The following is a 16971-nucleotide window of genomic DNA, read 5'->3' on the forward strand; positions in this document are numbered from 1 at the left end:
GAACCTGCCGACCGCATGACAAGGAAGGTGTCACGGGCCGTGCCCGCCATCCCCGCAGACGTACGCATCCTGATCGACCTCGAACCGGTGGTCACCGACGCCCTCGACACGCATTTCCGGACTACCGTCGACTGGTACCCGCACCAGTACGTCCCGTGGAGCCAGGGCCGTGACTACGACGGTCTCCTCGAAGGGGAGCCGTGGGACCCCTCCCAGCAGAAACTGAAGGCGGCCGCCCGGGACGGCCTCGTCTACAGTCTGCTCACCGAAGAAAACCTGCCCAGTTACCACCGGGTGATCGGGGAAATGCTGTCGCTGGACGGCCCTTGGGGTGTCTGGGTCAATCGATGGACCGTGGAGGAGGCCAGGCACGGCACCGCCATCCGTGACTACCTCGTGGTGACCCGCAGTGCCGATCCGGTGCTTCTGGAGGACGCCCGCGCCGCGCATGTGCAGCACGGCTACGACATCGACTACCGCGGCGACCTCATCGCCTCTTTGGTCTACGTCACCGTCCAGGAACTCGGCACCCGCGTCAGCTACCAGGGAATCCGCCGGCTGTGCGACGAGCCGGTGTGCGGGGCTCTGATGCAGCGCATCGCCCACGACGAGAACCGGCACATGCTCTTCTACCGGACCACCCTCCAGGCGTGTATGCGCATGCACCCCGACCGGACGCTTCAAGCTGTGGCGAAAGTCCTCAAGACATTCCGTCCGCCCGGCCACGCCGCGCCCGGCTTCGGCCGTCTGGTGAGCTCCCTGGCCAGGTCGGGCATCCTCTCACCGGAGACCTACTACAAGGACATCGCGCTTCCCTTCGTCCGCATGCTCGGCGCCCTCGACACCACCGGACTCACACCGGTCGGACAGCGCGCCCAGGAGGAGATCGGCGCGCACATGGAGGAATCAGCGGACCGTGCCGGCAGATTCCGCGTCCTGGCCGAACGCCTCAACCGGCTCGCGAACGCTTGAGACGAAAGAATCCGCCGCCGTCCGGGAGTGGGAAGGACGATTCGACATGTCAGTGGGTTGGGTGATGACCGGGTGACGATCCCCGTAAGTCTGTACGTTCTCGTGACCGCGGTGGCCGTCGTGCGCCTGGTCGAACTGACAACCGCCCGTCGCAACGCGCGATGGGCCATCGACCGCGGCGGCGTCGAGTACGGGCAACGCCACCACCCCGTCATGATCACCCTTCATGTCTGTCTGCTCGTCGGGACGGTTGCGGAGGTGGCCCTCACCGACCGTGCCTTCGTCCCTTTGATCGGCTGGCCGGCGCTGGCCGTCCTCGTCCTCGTGCAGGCAGGCCGCGCCTGGTGCATGAGGGCGCTCGGCCCCCGATGGAACACCCGCGTCATCGTCGTGCCCGGCCTGCCGCCGGTCACCACCGGGCCCTACCGCTGGATGCGGCACCCCAACTACCTCATCGTCCTGTTCGAAGGCATCGCCCTGCCCCTCGTCCACACCGCATGGATCACTGCCGTGCTCTTCACCATCGCCAACGCGCCTTGGCTCGCCGTCCGCGTCCGCACGGAGAACGCGGTGCTATGGCCTGCGTCTCCTTGCTCACCGCGTTGATCAGCAGTGGGGCCGAGGGGCGGGCCGGTGGCGGGTGGCGTGGATGGAACCGAGCAGGTTGAGGGACTGGGCGCTGGGGCTGCCCGGTTCGGCGTGGTAGATGACGAGCTGCTGGCCGGGAGCGTCGCGTACGTCGAAAGCCTGGTAGGTGAGGGTGAGAGGGCCGACGTCCGGGTGCAGGAAGTGCTTGGCGTCCTGGGTCTTGCCACGCACGGTGTGGGCGTTCCAGAGACGGTCGAAGTCCGCGCTGTCCTCGGTGAGGGTGCGGACGAGCTCGCGCAGCCGCGGGTTGTCCGGGTCAAAGCCGGTTGCCTCGCGGAGGTTGGCGACGGTGGCCTGTGCCGCCCGGTCCCAGTCCGTGTAGAAGGTGCGGCCTGCGGGGTCGAGGAAGGTCATGCGGGCCAAGTTGCCCGCCGGATCGAACGGGGCGTAGAGGGCATCGGCCAAGGCGTTGACGGCGAGGAGGTCCAAGGTCCGGTTCATGACGAACGCCGGAGTGTTCGGGTAGCCGTCCATCAGCTGTCGCAGCGCTGGGCTCACCTGCTCGGTGGCATGGGCGGAGGGCCGGTCGTTCGGCGTGGCCCCGGCCAGCCGGTACAGGTGCACGCGGGCCTCCGTGTCGAGGTGCAGTGCGCGGCTGAGTGCGTCGATCACCTGGGCTGAGGGGTTGCGCTCGCGGCCTTGTTCCAGGCGCGTGTAGTAGTCGGCGTTGACTCCGGCCAGGACGGCGACCTCCTCGCGGCGCAGTCCGGCGACTCTGCGGGGCCCGTGACTCACCATGCCGACGGCCTCCGGCCGCAGGTCGGCCCGGCGTGCGCGCAGGAAGTCTCCCAGGTGGTTGTCGTCCATGTGTTCAGGCTAGGGGAGCGCTCGATGTGCTGCCTGGGTGTGCCATGCCCAGGCAGCACGCGTCCTGGTTGATGGCCGGTGACCTGCCCAGACTCGGTGGAGCGGGAAGAACCGCATCGTACGAGGAGAGGGGTCCGCCATGGACGAAACCGTTGAGGGCGAGCAGGTCGACGTGGTCGGGGTGTGGGCGACCGCGGATGGACACATCCGGCAGGAGCTGCTGCCGGACGGCCGCTACGACGAAGCCCGCGGCGGGCGGGCCAGCGCGTACACCGGCCGCTACACGGTTGCCGGCAGCCACCTTGACTACGTCGACGACACCGGCTTCACCGCCACGGGCGACATCCGCGACGGAGTGCTCTATCACGAGCACCTCGTGCTCTACCGGGAGCAGTAGCGGTCGAAGTCCCGACGTAACAGTCAGTCAACAGCAACGAGAATTAGGGACCAATACCCATGACAGGAAAACGACTTGACGGCAAGGTCGCGCTGATCACCGGCGCGACCGGCGGCCTCGGCGCAGCGACCGCCGAGCTCTTCGCCAGGGAAGGCGCCCGGCTGGTGATCACCGATGTCGCCGAAGGCCCCCTGCGGGAGCTGTCCGACCGGATCGCGGCACGCGGTGCCGAGGTCGTCGCTGCCCGCCTCGATGTCTCCTCCGCACGGGAGTGGGACGAAGTGATCACCGTCGTACGCGACCGGTTCGGGACGCTGGACGTGCTCGTGAACCTCGCCGGCATCGTGGACTGGCCGGGCATCGAGGACACGCGGGAAGAAGCGTGGGACCGCGTCATCGACGTGAACCAGAAAGGCACATGGCTCGGCATGAAGGCGGCGATGCCGCTCCTGCGTGCGAGCGGCAATGCCTCAGTGATCAATACGTCGTCAGTACTCGGCCTGGTGGGAAGCGGTGCGGCTGCGGCCTACCAGGCGTCCAAGGGCGCCGTGCGCCTGTTGAGCAAGACCGCCGCGGTCGAGTACGCCCGGCAGGGAGTGCGGATCAACTCGGTGCATCCCGGGGTGATCGCCACACCGATGATCCAGGACCTCCTGGACGACCAGGGCGACCAGCAGCCGGACATCCGACGCACCCCCATGCGCCGGGCCGGCCGCGCCGACGAGGTCGCTCCCGCGATCCTTTTCCTGGCCTGCGACGACTCCTCGTTCGTCACCGGCACGGAGCTGGTGGTCGACGGTGGGCTCACCGCGCACTGAACGACCCGCAACCGGACCGTATGACGTCCACGCACACTCACCTTCTCCAGGGACCGCACCATGACACCTGCAGCCGCATCCGCCGCAACATCCGAATCCACCGAGTTCGCCGGGAAGACCGCCCTCGTCACCGGAGCCGCGCGAGGAGTGGGCCGAGAGACCGTGGCGCTCCTCCACGCCCGCGGCGCCCGGGTCGTCGCCCTCGACCTCCGCCCCGACGTCACGCACCTGGCGGAGGAATTCCCCGGCGTCGTCACGACCATCGGTGACATCACCCAGGAGGAGACCGCCCACCGCGCGGTGGCAAGGGCCCTGGACGCCTTCGGCGGCCTGGACATCCTCGTGAACAACGCCGGGCGCACCCAGAACAAGCCCGTCACCGAAACCACGGCCGAGGACTGGGACACCGTGATGGCGGTCAACGCCCGCGGCTCCTTCTTCTGCGCCCGCGAGGCATTCCGGGTCATGAAGAGCCGCGGCGGCGGCGCCATCGTGAGCACCGGCTCGTACGCCTCCACCGTCGCCCTGCCCGAAGGCGTCGCCTACAGTGCGTCGAAGGGCGCGCTGGCCCAACTGACCAAGGTGCTCGCCGTCGAGGGCGGCCCGCTGGGCATCCGCGCGAACCTCGTGGCCGCGGGCGTCATCGAGACGGACTTCCTCGACACGATCCGCCCCGACAGCCGCGCCTACCTGACGTCCTTCGCCGCCGCGCAGCCACTGGGACGTGTGGCGCAGCCCGAGGAGATCGCCGAGGTCCTGTGCTTCCTCGTCTCGCCCCGCTCCAGTTTCGTCACGGGAGCCGTGGTCGCTGCTGACGGTGGTTTCACCGCGATCTAACGATGCATCAGTCGGCGGTATTTACTTGGCGACCACGGCCCGCAGGCGCTGCTCCTCGGCACCGCGACCGTATGGGAGGCGACGTAGCGGATTTACGAGGCGAACAGCACGTGCCTGGCGGCGGGTGCGACCGCCCGGTCCTCGCCGACGCGCTCCGGTTGGCTGATCTCGGACCAGACCGCGTCGAGGGACAGCCCGAGGGTGTCGGCGATCGCGGCGATGGTCGGGAAGGCGGGGGTGGCCACGCGGCCGGATTCAATCTTGCGGAGGGTCTCCGGCGAGATACCCGCGGTGAGCGCGACGTCGATCATCGAGCGGCAGCCCCGGGCCTGGCGGAGCAGGGCGCCCAGGCGCTGTCCGCGTTCGACCTCGGCGGGAGTGAGCGGCAACCTGACCATGCACCCATTCTAATACCGGTATAGTTAGACCGGTATAGTTATTGGAAGCACGTGAGAGGCCCCCATGATTGAGATCCTGAACTCCACCCGGCTCGAGCGGGCGAAGGACACCGGAGCGCTGGTCGGCTACATCCTGCACACGCTGAAGCAGCGCAGCACGGCCGGCACGAACCTTCTGGAGATCGACCAGTGGGCCAAGGAAATGATCACTGAGGCGGGGGCGCAGTCCTGCTACGTCGACTATGCGCCGTCCTTCGGCCGCGGCCCGTTCGGTCACTACATCTGCACGGCCGTCAACGACGCCGTGCTCCACGGCCGGCCCCACAACTACACGCTCGCCGACGGCGATCTGCTGACCCTCGACCTGGCTGTCTCCCTGCGCGGAGTGGCCGCGGATGCCGCGATCAGTTTCCTCGTGGGCAACGCCCGGCCTGCGGAGAGCGTCGCGATGATCGAGACGACCGAACGCGCGCTGGCCGCGGGCATCGCCGCCGCCAAGCCGGGGGCACGCATCGGCGACCTCTCCCACGCCATCGGTACGGTCCTCGGCGAAGCCGGCTATCCGATCAACGTCGAGTTCGGCGGTCACGGCATCGGCTCGACCATGCATCAGGACCCCCATGTCGCGAACACGGGACGGCCCGGTCGGGGCTACAAGCTGCGCCCTGGACTGCTCCTGGCCCTGGAGCCCTGGGTCATGGCCGACACCGCCACGCTCGTCACCGATGCCGACGGCTGGACGCTGCGCAGCGCGACGGGCTGCCGGACGGCACACAGCGAGCACACCATCGCCATCACGGACGACGGAGCCGAAATCCTCACCCTGCCCCCGCGGGCGTAGCCGCCAGGGGCCGCGCCTACAGTTCCGCGTCCGCGCACTGCCATCCGTCGACGGGTCGGTGGACCACGGGTGGGAGCAGAGCACGGGCAGCACGGAGCTTGCCGCGGAGGTGGCAGGCCCCGTGCTCGTGCGCTGACGGTTCTCGGGCCGTTTCCTTTCAGCCGCGATGCGCCTGATGGACGCTGACGGCATAGCCGCCGCCCTCGTAGGGGTGGGCGTCCCACGTGGCGAAGCGGTCGACGAGGGTGAGGCCGGCCGCGGCGCAGTGGGCGTCGTACTCCGGCAGGGTGATGGTGGGCGATACCGGCAGGTGTGCTTCGTCCAGGCCGAATCCGGCGGCCATGAGGCCGCCCGGGCGCAGGCTCCCGGCCAAGCGGCTGACCACCGCCGCCTCCGTGCCCGCGGCAAGGAGCGGGAAGATGTTGCCGGCGGCCACCACGAGGTCGAAGTCCGCGCCACCATGAAGTTCAGCCGGGTCGAACGTGGCCAGATCGGCCTGGATCCAGGGCAGGTGGGGCGCCTGTTTGCGCGCCACGGCCAGCATGGAAGCGTCGAGGTCGACCCCGACACAGTCATACCCGAGCTCCGCCAACCGGATCATGACCCGGCCGGTACCGCACCCGGCATCCAGCACCCTCGCCCCGGCGGGCACCAGCGTGGCGCACAGCCGTGCCTCACCGTGCATATCCCTGCCGCTGCCGGCCAGGGCGGCAAACCGGGCGGCGTAGTCCTCTCCGGACGTCCCACCGGTCAGCTCTTCCCAACGGCTCATGAACGACAGCGTAGGCGAACAGCACGAATGCTCGCTCACGGCCGGGCACCGAGCAGGGCCCCGACGGACGTCCGCCCCTCTACGTGCACGGCGGCGGCCGCCATGTCGACGGCGGTGGCCTCCGGCCATGCCCGCACCCACCGGCGGGTCTGCCGCTGCGCCCCCGCTCCCGCAGGTGACGCCGGCCCGGCCGACCCGGCGTCACGGCCAGGGGATCGTGTCCAACAGCCATGCCAGCACGGCACCCACCGCTCCTGACACGGCTGCGGCGGCCACGGCGAGGACGGGGCGTGTGCTGCTCTCTTCCTGGGTCGGGCTCTTGCGGCTCAAACGTGGCATTCTGGAAGTCCCTTGGTGAGGTCGGCATTGTTGCCGGGTGTTTTCACTCTGCTCGCACTCTGCTCGGCGAACAGGTGTTGTGGGGTGCGCACGCGTTGCGAGTCGTGCCAACGCCGCGCGAGTCCGACGGGGGCGGGACGTGGACGAACTGGCGGAGCAGCCCGAGAACGCGGCAGGCGACGAGCTCGCGCCGGCGTTGTGGCAGGAGGACGGCGGGAGCGTCCTGAAACCGATTCCGCCTCATGTGGGGCCCGAGTGCCGCGAGTTGGCGGAAGCGCTGCGCAGCGTCTTCATCGGTCTGCGGATCTCGGTGCGCCGCTACGCGGTACGAGCGCACTACGACCCCGGCACGGTCTCGCGCTATCTCAACGGCACGGTGGTCGCTCCGGCGGAGTTCGTCGAACAGCTGCTGACCGATGCCGCCCAGGCCCTGCGACGATCCCTCTCCGTCCAGGTCACCGACCGGGTGAGGGTCCTGCAGCGAACCGCGCTGAAGGCCACGAGCAAGATGGGATACGAGTTACAGGTCCTCAAGGATCAGCTGGCCGACGCCGACCGGAAGCTTCAGTCGGCCGAGGCCAACGTCGAAGCGCTGTCGGACGTCCTGCTGGACAAGAAGCGCCGCATCGTCGAGCTGGACGCCGAGACGCAGCGGATGCAGCTGACGTTCACCCTCCAGCAGAGCGAAGGCAGGCGGGAGTTGGAGTCCCTGCACGCCGCGCACCACCAGTTGCTGGACGAGCGTGAGCATCTCCTGGGCGAGATCGCGCAGCTGCGACAGGCCCTGGATCAAGCACAACGCCAGGCCATCGAGGCGGAACGGCGGTGCGAGGTGCTGGAGCACCACATGCTGGCGGCGGAGGAGACCCTGGCCGCGGAGGCCGAGGCCCGCTCCGGGGTCGAGAGCGGCCGTTTCACCATCAGCTACGCGGGACCGGACCGGCCGTGGGCGGTGTGGATCAGGCACCGGCTGGAGACCATCGGTCACGACGCCGCCATCCAGAGCTGGGATCCGCCCGCCGGGCTGTGCCTGCAGGAGGCCCTACGGTCGCTGCTGGTGGTGGACGGCACTCACGTACTGCTCCTCAGTGAGGAGTTCGTACTGGCCGGTGGCCATGGCGAGGACGGCTGGGCGCAGGCCTTGCAGGCCTCCGCCGCCCTGATACAGGCGCGTCGGCTCACCGCGTTCACCCTCACTGAACGCGAGTTCCCCGCCCTGGCCGCCGTACTGCCCAGCACGCGCTTGCTCGGCGTCGACGTGGAGGACGACGAGCGCCGCGTTCTGCAGCGGCTGGCCATCGATCCGGGCCTGGGCGGCGTCAAAACCGGTGCGAGTGCTCCTCGGTACCCCGCCGAGCCGCCCCCGGTGTGGGGTGGGGTCCCTCGGCGGAATCCGCACTTCACCGGCAGGGACGCCGAGCTGGCACAGCTGCGCCATTGGCTGGACGACGCGCCCTCGGGCGCGGCCACGGCGGCTCTGGTCGGCATGCCGGCCATCGGCAAGACGCAGTTGGCCGCCGAGTACGCCCATCGGTTCGCCGCGCAGTACGACGTGGTGTGGTGGATCGCGGCGGGGACGCGAGAGGAGTTCCGCCAGGGGCTCGGAGACATCGCTCCGGCGCTGGGGGCGGACCTGCGGGGAGACCGGGTGGACACGGTGTGCAAAGCACTGCGCCGCGGCACCCCCTACGGTCGCTGGCTGCTGGTCCTCGACGGCGCAGACGATCCCGCGGACACCGCCGGATCCCTTCCCCACGGCCCGGGCCACGTACTGATCACCTCTCAGAACAGCGACTGGGCGGAGCACCAGGTGGAGATCATGCGGGTGCTCCCCCTCGAACGGCCGGAGAGCCTGCGGCTGATCCGCCGCAGGATCCACCGGATGACGCCACTTCAAGCCGACCGGCTGGCCGACCAACTCGGCGACCATCCCCTGGCCATCGCCCAGGCGCTCGCCTACCTCGATCACACCCGGATCGCCGTGGCGGAATACCTCGACCGGCTGCGTGACACCTCATGGGAAAGGGCGCCCCTGCGCGCCACGGGCGACTACCCCACGACGTTCTCCCGCGCCCTGCTGACCGTCCTCGGGCGGCTGCGCGCAACCTCCTTCGAAGCGGTGGACCTCCTGCACGTCTGCGTCCTGTTCGGGGACAGTGGGGCCCCGCTCGGCCTGCTCCGGCTCAGCCTCCCCGAACCCTTGCGCGGACAGTGCCTGGATTCGCTCCGCTGGCAGGAGATGGTCGGCACCCTCGTGGCGCACTCCCTGGCCGAGGTGGAGTCCAGCGAAGAGGGCGAAGAGCCTCTCGAGACACCCGGCGCCATCGTGCGCATGCACCCGCTGGTGCGCCGGGTGGTGCGCGACGACATGGCCGGCGGCTACCGTTCCACGCTCCTTCGGCGCGTGCGCCACGCTCTGGCCACCGCGGATCCGCGCGACCCCGAGAACGTCCGTGTGTGGCCCCAGTACGCCCAGATCGTGCCGCATCTGGAGCCTGCGGCGGCCCCGGGCGAAGCCCTCGCGGAGGATTCCGGACTGATCCTCAACTGCGCGCGCTACCTGCACCTGCGCGGCGAGTCCCGATCCGCGCTGGCCCTCCTCGAACGCCTCGAGCGCGCCTGGGCCAGTCTCCTGAGTGACGGCGACCCTCCCCAGGCGCACGTCCTGGCCGCTCGTCGCGGCGAAGTCCTCAGGGGGCTCGGCCACTACGGCCGGGCGCTGGAGGCCGACCGTCAGGAGCAGGCCAGGCTTCAGGCGGCCGAGGGCCCCGCGGACGCAGACCCGATCGAGACGACGGGTGGGGTGGCTGCGGATCTGCGCGGGCTCGGCCGCTACGAGGAGGCGCTGGAGCAAGCCCGCATGGCATGCGAAGGATGCGAGGAGCTGCACGGTCCGAGCCATCCGTGCACCCTCGAGGCGGTCGTCGGCGTGGCCGACTCGCTGCGGCTTCTCGGACGGTACTCCGATGCGCTGCTCCTGGACCGCCGGGCGATCACGGGATACCAGAGCCTGGCCGAGCCCCCTCACCTGGGCAGCCTGCTCGCGCAGGCACGACACGCGATGGACCTGCGTCTGCTGGGCCACTACGAGAACGCTCAGGCCCACCAGCTGCAGGCCACCCTCGGACACCGTGAACTGCTCGGCCCCGACAACCCCGCCACCTTGTGCGCTGAGCACCAACTGGCGCTCTGTGAGCTGCGCAATGACGCCGTGGGCGAGGGCCTGACCAGACTCAGGGAGGTGCGTCAGGCCGCCGACGAGCTCTGGGGACCCCATACTCCGCTCGCGCTCAGGGCCACCACGAGCCTTGCGGCCGCCGAGCGTTCGCACGGTGACCTCGACGCCGGGACGGCGCTGTGCCATGACGCGGCACACCGCTGCCGGTCGCTGCTCGGTCCCGAACACCCCTGCACAGCCGGGGCGTTGACGAACCTCGCGGTGGCCGTACGCATGGGAGGCGACGTACCGGGAGCGGTGGCCCTGGGCGAACAAGCCATGCGGTCCGCCGTGACCACCCTGGGGCCTTGTCACCCCTGGACCCTGGGCATCGCCTACAACCTCGCCTCGGACCTGGGTCACCACGGCCGGCATGCGTCGTCCCTGGCGCTGGCCAGGGACATTGCACGGGACACGGCCATGACGCTGGGGCCCCGCCATCCGCAGACGCTGCTGGCGCACGCGGCTCTCGCCGCGGACCTCGATGCGACCGGTGCGGCCAAGGAGGCCAGTGCGCTCCAGGCGCGCGCATTGGCAGACCTCACACAGACCCTCGGCGAGCAGCACCGCCTCACCGCAGCTGCCCACACCCGCAGCCGTCCCGTCTGGACCTTCGACCCGCTGCCGGCGTGATCTCGGGGTGGGCGAAGACGCCGCCGCGCGTCAGTCCGGCAGCCAGTGCAGCTCGTGCGCCAGGGATTTGGCGACTGCACGGACGCGGCGGTGCAGCGGCGACTGCTCGCGTGGGAGGACCAGGTGGATCGTCAGGCTGGGCGCGCCCCGCAGCGGTCGCCAGGTGAGACCGGCCGGTTGTGCCGTGGCGGCGGCTTCTCCGGCCGGGGCGAGGGTGACCCCGTCGTGCAGGTCGCGCTGAGACATGTCGAAAGAGACCGCGGGCGTGTGGAATCGGGGGTGTGGCCGGGTGCCTCGGAACAGTGCGGACAACTGGTCGTGGACCACGGGGTTGGCCGCACGGTCCGGGAGTCGCAGCGGATACGCGGCCGCGTCGGCGATCTCGATCTCCGGGTGTTCGGCCAGCGGATGGTGCTGCGCCAGCTGGACCCCGACGCGCATACGCCGCAGCAGGAACCGGCGCACGCCGCGGCCCGGCTGTTCACCGCGGGTGATCCCGGCATCGATGCGGCCGTCGGCGACCGCGGGGGAGATCTCCGGTGTCGCCATCGGGACTGCGCCGACCTCGAGCCCGCTGGTGCCGCGCATCAGCCTGTCCACCAGGGCCGGTGTCGTCTCGGCCCCGGCGCTGAGGCTGTATCCGATGCGCAGCGTGCCCAGTTCACCGGCCGCCGCGCTCCGGGCGGTGTCCCACGCCCGGTCCAGCGCCGCCAGCGCGGGCGGCGCGGACTCCACCAAAGCCGCACCGGCCGTGGTCAGTTCGACGCTACGCGTGTTGCGGACCAGCAGGGCCGTGCCGAGTTCCGCCTCCAGGCGGCGCATCCGGGCGCTGAGTGCGGGCTGTGCGATACCGATACGTGCGGCCGCGCGGGTGAAGTTCAACTCCTGCGCCAGCACCAGGAAGTACCGAAGGCTCACCGTATCCGGCGCCACGTGCCCCCCTGCCGATTGATAACGATCCGTTCTGAGCCTATCCCGTATTGATCTTTCCCCCGCCCCCACGTCAAGCCCTAACCTGCGCATATGACGAGCCGAGTGACCGCCGTACCCGTCGCCGGGATCGATCGATCCGAGTGTCGATTCGAAGTCGGACGTGTCCGGCCCAACACAGGAGGTTTCCATGGCTAAGGGCTACTGGGTCAGTGTCTACCCCGCCATTTCCGACCCCGAGATGCTGGCCGCCTACGACAAGCTGGCCGGTCCGGCCGTCCAGGCTGGGGGCGGGCGCGTGCTGTCCCGGATTCCGTCCCACGGCGGTCGAGTCGTCGCCCACGAGGCCGGAACCACCCAACGCGTCGTTCTGATCGAGTTCGACAGCTTTGAACAGGCTGTCGCGGCATACGAGAGCGAGGCATACCAGAAGGCGCTGGTGGCCCTCCCCGACGGCGTCGAGCGCGACTTCCGCATCATCGACGGCATCGACGGCATCGACTGACCGGGGGGCCCAGCCATCGCTGAGCACGGGTGCGGTCTGGTCAGGAGGGGGCAGAGGCGTGCTCGTGCGCGTGGTCTGCCGCCCGACCGGGCCTGAACCCGCGGCGGGCCAGCGCGATCAGGGAAGGTCCGCCACGGAAGCACCACAGGGCGATGACCGGATCACAGATGGCGCATGCCAGGGATGAGTCGTGGTAGAAGGGCAGGATCGGATTGCCCTTGAGGTGGTGGACCATGTCCCAGGCCGTGTGGAGCAGCCAGCCGATGCCGATGAAGGCCCAGGAGTCCAGGCCGCGGTAGGCGACGTAGGCCAGGAGCGCCACGAACGGGAGCTCCCACAGGCCGAAGCCGCCCCCGCTCAGATAGGCGGCGCCGGCTCCGCCCACCATGACCGCGTTGAAGCGGCGTCGGTGCGGTTCTTTGATCAGGGACATCAGCAGGCAGTAGATGATGCCGACGATCACCGGTGACACAAGGTGCATGAGGGGATGACTTCTTCCTCCAGGTAGGCCCAGCCGTGGGCGGGGCCCATCAAGGATGAGACGGGTGAGCGACTGATCCGCGAAGGGCCGGTGCTCAGAAGGCGGTGGGCGTCGGGCCCTGCGCGCGCCAGACGGTGCCGCGCCGCTCGTGGGAGAAGAGCTCTTCGACGGCGTGCGCGACGCGGGGTCCCACCTCGCGCTCCAGCAGGTACAGGCCCAGGTCGAGGCCGGAAGTCACGCCGGCGCCGGTGATCAGGTCGCCGTCGTCCACGATGCGGGCGCGGACCGCGTGGGCGCCGGTGGCGTTCAGCGTGTCGAGGCCCAGGTGGTGGGTGGTGGCGTGACGGCCCTCCAGCAGGCCGGCCATGGCCAGGACGAGTGAGCCGCCGCAGACGGTGGCGATGATGTCCGGGTCGTCCATCGCCTGTTTGAGGAGCGCGGGGAGTTCGGTGGTCAGCGTGCGGCCCAGCAGCACCGTGATGAACTCGTCTCTCCTCCACTCGCCGACGCCCGCCACTTCTTCGGGGGCCTCGCCGGGTTCGCCCACGCGGCCGGAGGCACCGGGCACCAGAAGCACGTCGGCGCGCTCCAGGTCGACGGCGCCGGCGGCGCGCAGCGTCAGTCCTCCGGTGCCGCTGACGACCTCACGAGGACCCTCCGCGGTGACCAGCTCGACGGTCACGGCGCCGTCCGATGCCGAGCCGCCGGCGTACAGCACCTCGTAGGGGGCGATGGCATCGAGCGGGTCGAAGCCGTCGAACAGGACGATCTGGATGTGCATGGATGTTCGTTCCTTTGGTGTCGACTTCCGTCGGGACGCTCCGAAGTCAACCGGCTTCCCGGGTGCTCGCCCAGTGGCACTAGTGACAGGTTTCAACGGGATATCGCCAACGCCTTCTCGAAGGGAGTGGGCTGCGATGACATGGAGATTCCGGAAGGGCGGCCAAGGTCCGGTGAGCCGATGGGAAGGTAGGTTCTGGCCATGCATACGGTTGCCGTGCTCGCGTTGGATCAGGTGATTCCGTTCGACCTGGCCACCCCGATCGAGGTCTTCTCCCGGACCCGCCTGCCCGACGGGCGGCCCGGCTACCAGGTCCGGGTGTGCGCCGAGCGCGACGAGGTCGACGCCGGAGCCTTCACCCTGCGTGCCCCCTGGGGTCTGGACGGCCTTCGGGGCGCGGACACGATCATCGTGCCGGGCGTCACCGATCCGGCTGCCTCGCTCCCTCCCGCCGTGCACGACGCGCTGCGGTCGGCGGCTGCCGACGGCACCCGGATCGCCTCCATCTGCGTGGGCACCTTCCCCCTGGCTGCCACCGGGCTCCTCGACGGGCTGCGCGCCACGACCCACTGGCGCGCGGCCGGGCTTCTGGCCGCCGCCCACCCGGACATCGACGTCGACCCGGACGTCCTCTACGTCGACAACGGCCAGTTGCTCACCTCGGCCGGCGCTGCGGCGGGCCTGGACCTGTGCCTGCACATGGTCCGCCGTGACTACGGCTCGGCCGTCGCCGCCGATGCCGCACGCCTGTCGGTGATGCCTCTCGAACGGGAGGGCGGACAGGCGCAGTTCATCGTCCACGACCACGCACCCACACCGCAGGGCTCCGAACTCGAGGCGCTGCTCACCTGGCTCCAGGAAAACCTGGCCCGCGACCTCACCCTCGCCGACATCGCCGAGCGGGCCGGGACCAGCACCCGAACCCTGATCCGACGCTTCCGCGACCAGACCGGCACCACCCCGCTCCAGTGGCTCCACCGGGCCCGCATCCGCCAGGCACAGCACTTGCTGGAAACCACGGAGCACTCCGTGGAACGCATCGGCGGCCAGGTCGGCTTCGGCTCACCCACCACCTTCCGTGACCGCTTCAAACGCACCACCGGCGTCAGCCCGCAGACCTACCGGCGCACGTTCAGCTGACCGCCTGTCTGTACCGGCGGACCGCTCAGCGGAGGCGTCCACCTTCGGTACGTACAGCAGTTGCGGTCGTGGTCGATCTGCCCCCAGGTCGGCCGCCGACCGCAAAGCTCCACCTGCCGTAACCCAAGCTGCGAGGTCGTATCCCTCGGGCCAGGGCTCCTCAGTCCACGGATCGGAACCCGCTGTCCGCGTTGACCCTTTTGCCCGAGGTATGGCACAGCCCGCGGCGGTTACTCATAAGGCATGACTGACACACGGCCACTCGCCCTGATCACCGGCGCGTCCAGCGGAATCGGCCACGAGCTGGCCCGGCAGTTCGCGCTCCACGGTTACGACCTCTTGGTGAACGCCGAGGACGAATCGCTGGAGTCCGCCGCGCGGGTCCTGCGGGAGTCGGGTGCGGAGGTACGCGCTGTACGTGCCGATCTCCGGACGCCCGAAGGACGGTTCCGGCTCCTGGACGCGCTCGACGGCGTGACGGTCGACGTCGCCGTCCTCAACGCCGGGGTGGGCCTGGGCGGCGCCTTCGTGGACACCGACCTCGCCGACGATCAGGAGGTCATCGACCTCAACGTCACCGCGACCGTGCGGCTGGCCAAGCCGCTGCTGCGGGCCATGGTGGCGCGCGGCGCGGGCCGGATCGCTTTCACCTCGTCCGTCGCCGCGACGATGCCCGGTTCCTTCCAGCCCGTGTACAACGTGTCCAAGTCGTTCGTGCAGTCCTTCGCCCAGGCACTGGCGGAGGAGGTGAAGGACACCGGGGTGACCGTCACCTCGTTCATGCCGGGCCCCACGGACACGGAATTCTTCGACCGGGCGGGCATGGCGGACGACACCCGGATCGGCACCATGAAGAAGGACGATCCCGCACAGGTGGCCGAGCGGGCGTTCGCAGCGATCGTGAAGGGCGAGAAGAAGGCCGTGACCGGGTCGCTGAAGGCCAAGGCGCAGGGCCTGGCCGGGAAGGTGCTGCCCGACGGGGTGAAGGCGGCGGCCCACCGGCGAATGGCGGAACCGGGCACTGGGACGGGCGCCGAAGAGGGCTCCAAGCGGCAGGAGTGACACGGGAGACGGTCTTGCGATTGCCGGATTGCGCCGGTGTCGCGCAGACCGCCAGGGGCACTCCGCAGTGCATGAGTTCACGCATGAGTTCCCGCATGAGTTCTCGCCGACTGCTGGTTCCCGAGTCCTTGGCCCTTGCGACGGAGGGCTACGCCTGGCTGCCCGACCTGATGCGCGCCCAGGACGACACGGCGCTGAGCCTCCGCGTCCTCGGCCACCCGGCCCTGGCCGTGCGGGGCCCGGACGCGGTCCGCTTCTTCTACGACGAGGAACACGTCCGGCGCCACGGGGCGCTCCCCGGCCCGGTCCTCAGCACCCTCTTCGGCCACGGCGCCGTCCACACCCTCGACGGCGACGACCACCGGCAGCGCAAGTCGCTCTTCCTGCCGCTGCTGGAGACCGACGTGGTGACGGCCGCGGCCGGGCATATCGCCGACGCCTGGGACGAGGCCGTACCGCGCTGGCGAGCACAGCCGGAGGTGGTGCTGTTCGACGAGGTGGGCCGCGTGATCACGCGCGGCGTCTGCCGGTGGGCCGGGGTTCCCCTCGCCGAGGACGAGGAGCAGTCGCTGGCCCGGGACCTGCTGGCCATGGTGGACGGTTTCGCCACGGCGGGTCCCCGGCATTGGAGGGCCAGGCGGGCCCGTACCCGGCAGGAGCAGCGGTTCGCCGCCCTCGTCACCGAAATGAGGGCCGACACGGCCCAGGCCGCCCCCGCCGGTTCCGTGCTGGACCGCGTCCGCGGACACCGCGACGCCTCCGGTACCGAGCTGACACCCCGGATCGCGGCGGTGGAACTGCTCAACGTCATCCGGCCGACCGCCGCGCTGAGCTGGTTCGTGGCCTTCGCCGCGCATGCCCTGCACCGTTGGCCCGAACACAGGGAGCGGCTCCGGTCGGACGGAGCCGTGTTCGCCACGGCGTTCGCCCACGAGGTCCGCCGGTTCTACCCCTTCGCCCCGTTCCTCGGCGGCCGGGCCGTCACCGAGCTGACCTGGCACGGCCACCGAGTGCCGGCCGGCGGCCTCGTCCTGCTGGACATCTACGGGCAGAACCACGACGAGCGGTTGTTCAAGGATTCGTACGCCTTCCGCCCCGAACGCTTCCTCGACCACCCGCCAGGCCGCGACGAGCTGATCCCTCAGGGCGGCGCGGACCCGCGGACGGGCCACCGCTGTCCCGGCGAGGTCATGGCCGTGGGCGTCCTGGAAATGCTCGCTCGGCGCCTGGCAGCCCTGGAGTACCGGATCCCGCCGCAGGACCTGGCCATCCCCCTGAACCGCATCCCCACTCGACCGCGCAGCGGAGTGCTCATCCGAACACTTCCGTAGTGGCTCGCGCTCAACGCGTCAGCGGTGGCCGAGAGTCGCCCATTGTGGACAGACGCGTGAGC

The 16971-nt window shown here is 70.0% G+C and carries 18 protein-coding genes; 11 read left to right on the forward strand and 7 right to left on the reverse strand.

Going from position 1 to position 16971, the window contains the following annotated elements:
- Positions 1 to 39 precede the first annotated feature (39 nt).
- Positions 40 to 972 carry an acyl-ACP desaturase gene (locus tag ACI2L3_RS12500; RefSeq protein WP_404752301.1) on the forward strand — a complete coding sequence of 311 codons (933 nt, stop codon included), beginning with the start codon at positions 40 to 42 and terminating at the stop codon, positions 970 to 972.
- 72 nt (positions 973 to 1044) lie between these two features.
- The gene (locus ACI2L3_RS12505; RefSeq protein WP_404752302.1) at positions 1045 to 1578 is read left to right on the forward strand and encodes an isoprenylcysteine carboxyl methyltransferase family protein; all 534 of its coding nucleotides are present in this window, start codon (positions 1045 to 1047) and stop codon (positions 1576 to 1578) included.
- Here ACI2L3_RS12505 and ACI2L3_RS12510 read toward each other — a convergent pair whose 3' ends face one another.
- On the reverse strand, positions 1579 to 2427 hold the full coding sequence (locus tag ACI2L3_RS12510) for a helix-turn-helix transcriptional regulator (protein ID WP_404752303.1): 849 nt from the start codon (positions 2425 to 2427) through the stop codon (positions 1579 to 1581).
- A gap of 139 nt (positions 2428 to 2566) precedes the next feature.
- Here ACI2L3_RS12510 and ACI2L3_RS12515 point away from each other — a divergent pair, with 139 nt between their 5' ends.
- Genes ACI2L3_RS12515 through ACI2L3_RS12525 form a run of 3 tightly spaced genes read left to right on the forward strand, consistent with a single transcriptional unit; the run spans position 2567 to position 4479 of the window.
- Complete coding sequence (locus tag ACI2L3_RS12515; RefSeq protein WP_404752304.1) at positions 2567 to 2824, forward strand: Atu4866 domain-containing protein; 258 nt, start codon at positions 2567 to 2569, stop codon at positions 2822 to 2824.
- Between the two features lie 59 nt (positions 2825 to 2883).
- Complete coding sequence (locus ACI2L3_RS12520) at positions 2884 to 3642, forward strand: SDR family NAD(P)-dependent oxidoreductase (protein WP_404752305.1); 759 nt, start codon at positions 2884 to 2886, stop codon at positions 3640 to 3642.
- Positions 3643 to 3702: 60 nt separating this feature from the next.
- Positions 3703 to 4479 carry an SDR family NAD(P)-dependent oxidoreductase gene (locus ACI2L3_RS12525; protein ID WP_404752306.1) on the forward strand — a complete coding sequence of 259 codons (777 nt, stop codon included), beginning with the start codon at positions 3703 to 3705 and terminating at the stop codon, positions 4477 to 4479.
- 92 nt (positions 4480 to 4571) lie between these two features.
- On the opposite strand, the gene ACI2L3_RS12530 is transcribed toward ACI2L3_RS12525, so the two are convergent.
- Positions 4572 to 4877: a helix-turn-helix domain-containing protein gene (locus ACI2L3_RS12530; protein WP_404752307.1), complete on the reverse strand. Its 306-nt coding sequence runs from the start codon at positions 4875 to 4877 to the stop codon at positions 4572 to 4574.
- A 64-nt stretch (positions 4878 to 4941) separates the two neighbouring features.
- On the opposite strand from ACI2L3_RS12530, the gene map reads away from it, so the two are divergent.
- Complete coding sequence (gene map, locus ACI2L3_RS12535) at positions 4942 to 5718, forward strand: type I methionyl aminopeptidase (protein ID WP_404752308.1); 777 nt, start codon at positions 4942 to 4944, stop codon at positions 5716 to 5718.
- Between the two features lie 157 nt (positions 5719 to 5875).
- Here the strand turns inward: map and ACI2L3_RS12540 are convergent, their stop codons facing one another.
- Positions 5876 to 6490: a class I SAM-dependent methyltransferase gene (locus tag ACI2L3_RS12540; protein ID WP_404752309.1), complete on the reverse strand. Its 615-nt coding sequence runs from the start codon at positions 6488 to 6490 to the stop codon at positions 5876 to 5878.
- A 201-nt stretch (positions 6491 to 6691) separates the two neighbouring features.
- Positions 6692 to 6820, reverse strand: coding sequence for a hypothetical protein (locus ACI2L3_RS12545; RefSeq protein ID WP_404752310.1), 129 nt, complete (start codon positions 6818 to 6820; stop codon positions 6692 to 6694).
- Between the two features lie 148 nt (positions 6821 to 6968).
- Here ACI2L3_RS12545 and fxsT point away from each other — a divergent pair, with 148 nt between their 5' ends.
- Positions 6969 to 10679: an FxSxx-COOH system tetratricopeptide repeat protein gene (gene fxsT, locus ACI2L3_RS12550; RefSeq protein WP_404752311.1), complete on the forward strand. Its 3711-nt coding sequence runs from the start codon at positions 6969 to 6971 to the stop codon at positions 10677 to 10679.
- A gap of 30 nt (positions 10680 to 10709) precedes the next feature.
- Here the strand turns inward: fxsT and ACI2L3_RS12555 are convergent, their stop codons facing one another.
- On the reverse strand, positions 10710 to 11612 hold the full coding sequence (locus ACI2L3_RS12555; protein WP_404752312.1) for a LysR family transcriptional regulator: 903 nt from the start codon (positions 11610 to 11612) through the stop codon (positions 10710 to 10712).
- A gap of 187 nt (positions 11613 to 11799) precedes the next feature.
- On the opposite strand from ACI2L3_RS12555, the gene ACI2L3_RS12560 reads away from it, so the two are divergent.
- A complete protein-coding gene (locus tag ACI2L3_RS12560) occupies positions 11800 to 12114 on the forward strand; it encodes a DUF1330 domain-containing protein (protein WP_404752313.1) in 315 nt (104 codons plus the stop codon).
- 40 nt (positions 12115 to 12154) lie between these two features.
- Here ACI2L3_RS12560 and ACI2L3_RS12565 read toward each other — a convergent pair whose 3' ends face one another.
- Together ACI2L3_RS12565 and ACI2L3_RS12570 are read right to left on the reverse strand one after the other, a co-directional pair.
- Complete coding sequence (locus ACI2L3_RS12565) at positions 12155 to 12595, reverse strand: DUF6010 family protein (protein ID WP_404752314.1); 441 nt, start codon at positions 12593 to 12595, stop codon at positions 12155 to 12157.
- Between the two features lie 94 nt (positions 12596 to 12689).
- The gene (locus ACI2L3_RS12570) at positions 12690 to 13376 is read right to left on the reverse strand and encodes a DJ-1/PfpI family protein (protein WP_404752315.1); all 687 of its coding nucleotides are present in this window, start codon (positions 13374 to 13376) and stop codon (positions 12690 to 12692) included.
- A gap of 201 nt (positions 13377 to 13577) precedes the next feature.
- Between ACI2L3_RS12570 and ACI2L3_RS12575 the strand changes: the two genes are divergently transcribed.
- The 3 genes from ACI2L3_RS12575 to ACI2L3_RS12585 all read left to right on the forward strand — a co-directional run bounded on the left by ACI2L3_RS12575 (position 13578) and on the right by ACI2L3_RS12585 (position 16909).
- Entirely contained in the window at positions 13578 to 14516 is a 939-nt protein-coding gene (locus ACI2L3_RS12575; protein WP_404752316.1) for a GlxA family transcriptional regulator, read from the forward strand.
- Between the two features lie 243 nt (positions 14517 to 14759).
- The gene (locus ACI2L3_RS12580) at positions 14760 to 15578 is read left to right on the forward strand and encodes an SDR family NAD(P)-dependent oxidoreductase (RefSeq protein ID WP_404752317.1); all 819 of its coding nucleotides are present in this window, start codon (positions 14760 to 14762) and stop codon (positions 15576 to 15578) included.
- Positions 15579 to 15673: 95 nt separating this feature from the next.
- Positions 15674 to 16909, forward strand: coding sequence for a cytochrome P450 (locus ACI2L3_RS12585; protein ID WP_404752318.1), 1236 nt, complete (start codon positions 15674 to 15676; stop codon positions 16907 to 16909).
- Positions 16910 to 16971 lie beyond the last annotated feature (62 nt).

Source organism: Streptomyces sp. NPDC029674 (assembly GCF_044903205.1).
In the GTDB taxonomy this organism is placed as follows: Bacteria; Actinomycetota; Actinomycetes; order Streptomycetales; family Streptomycetaceae; genus Streptomyces.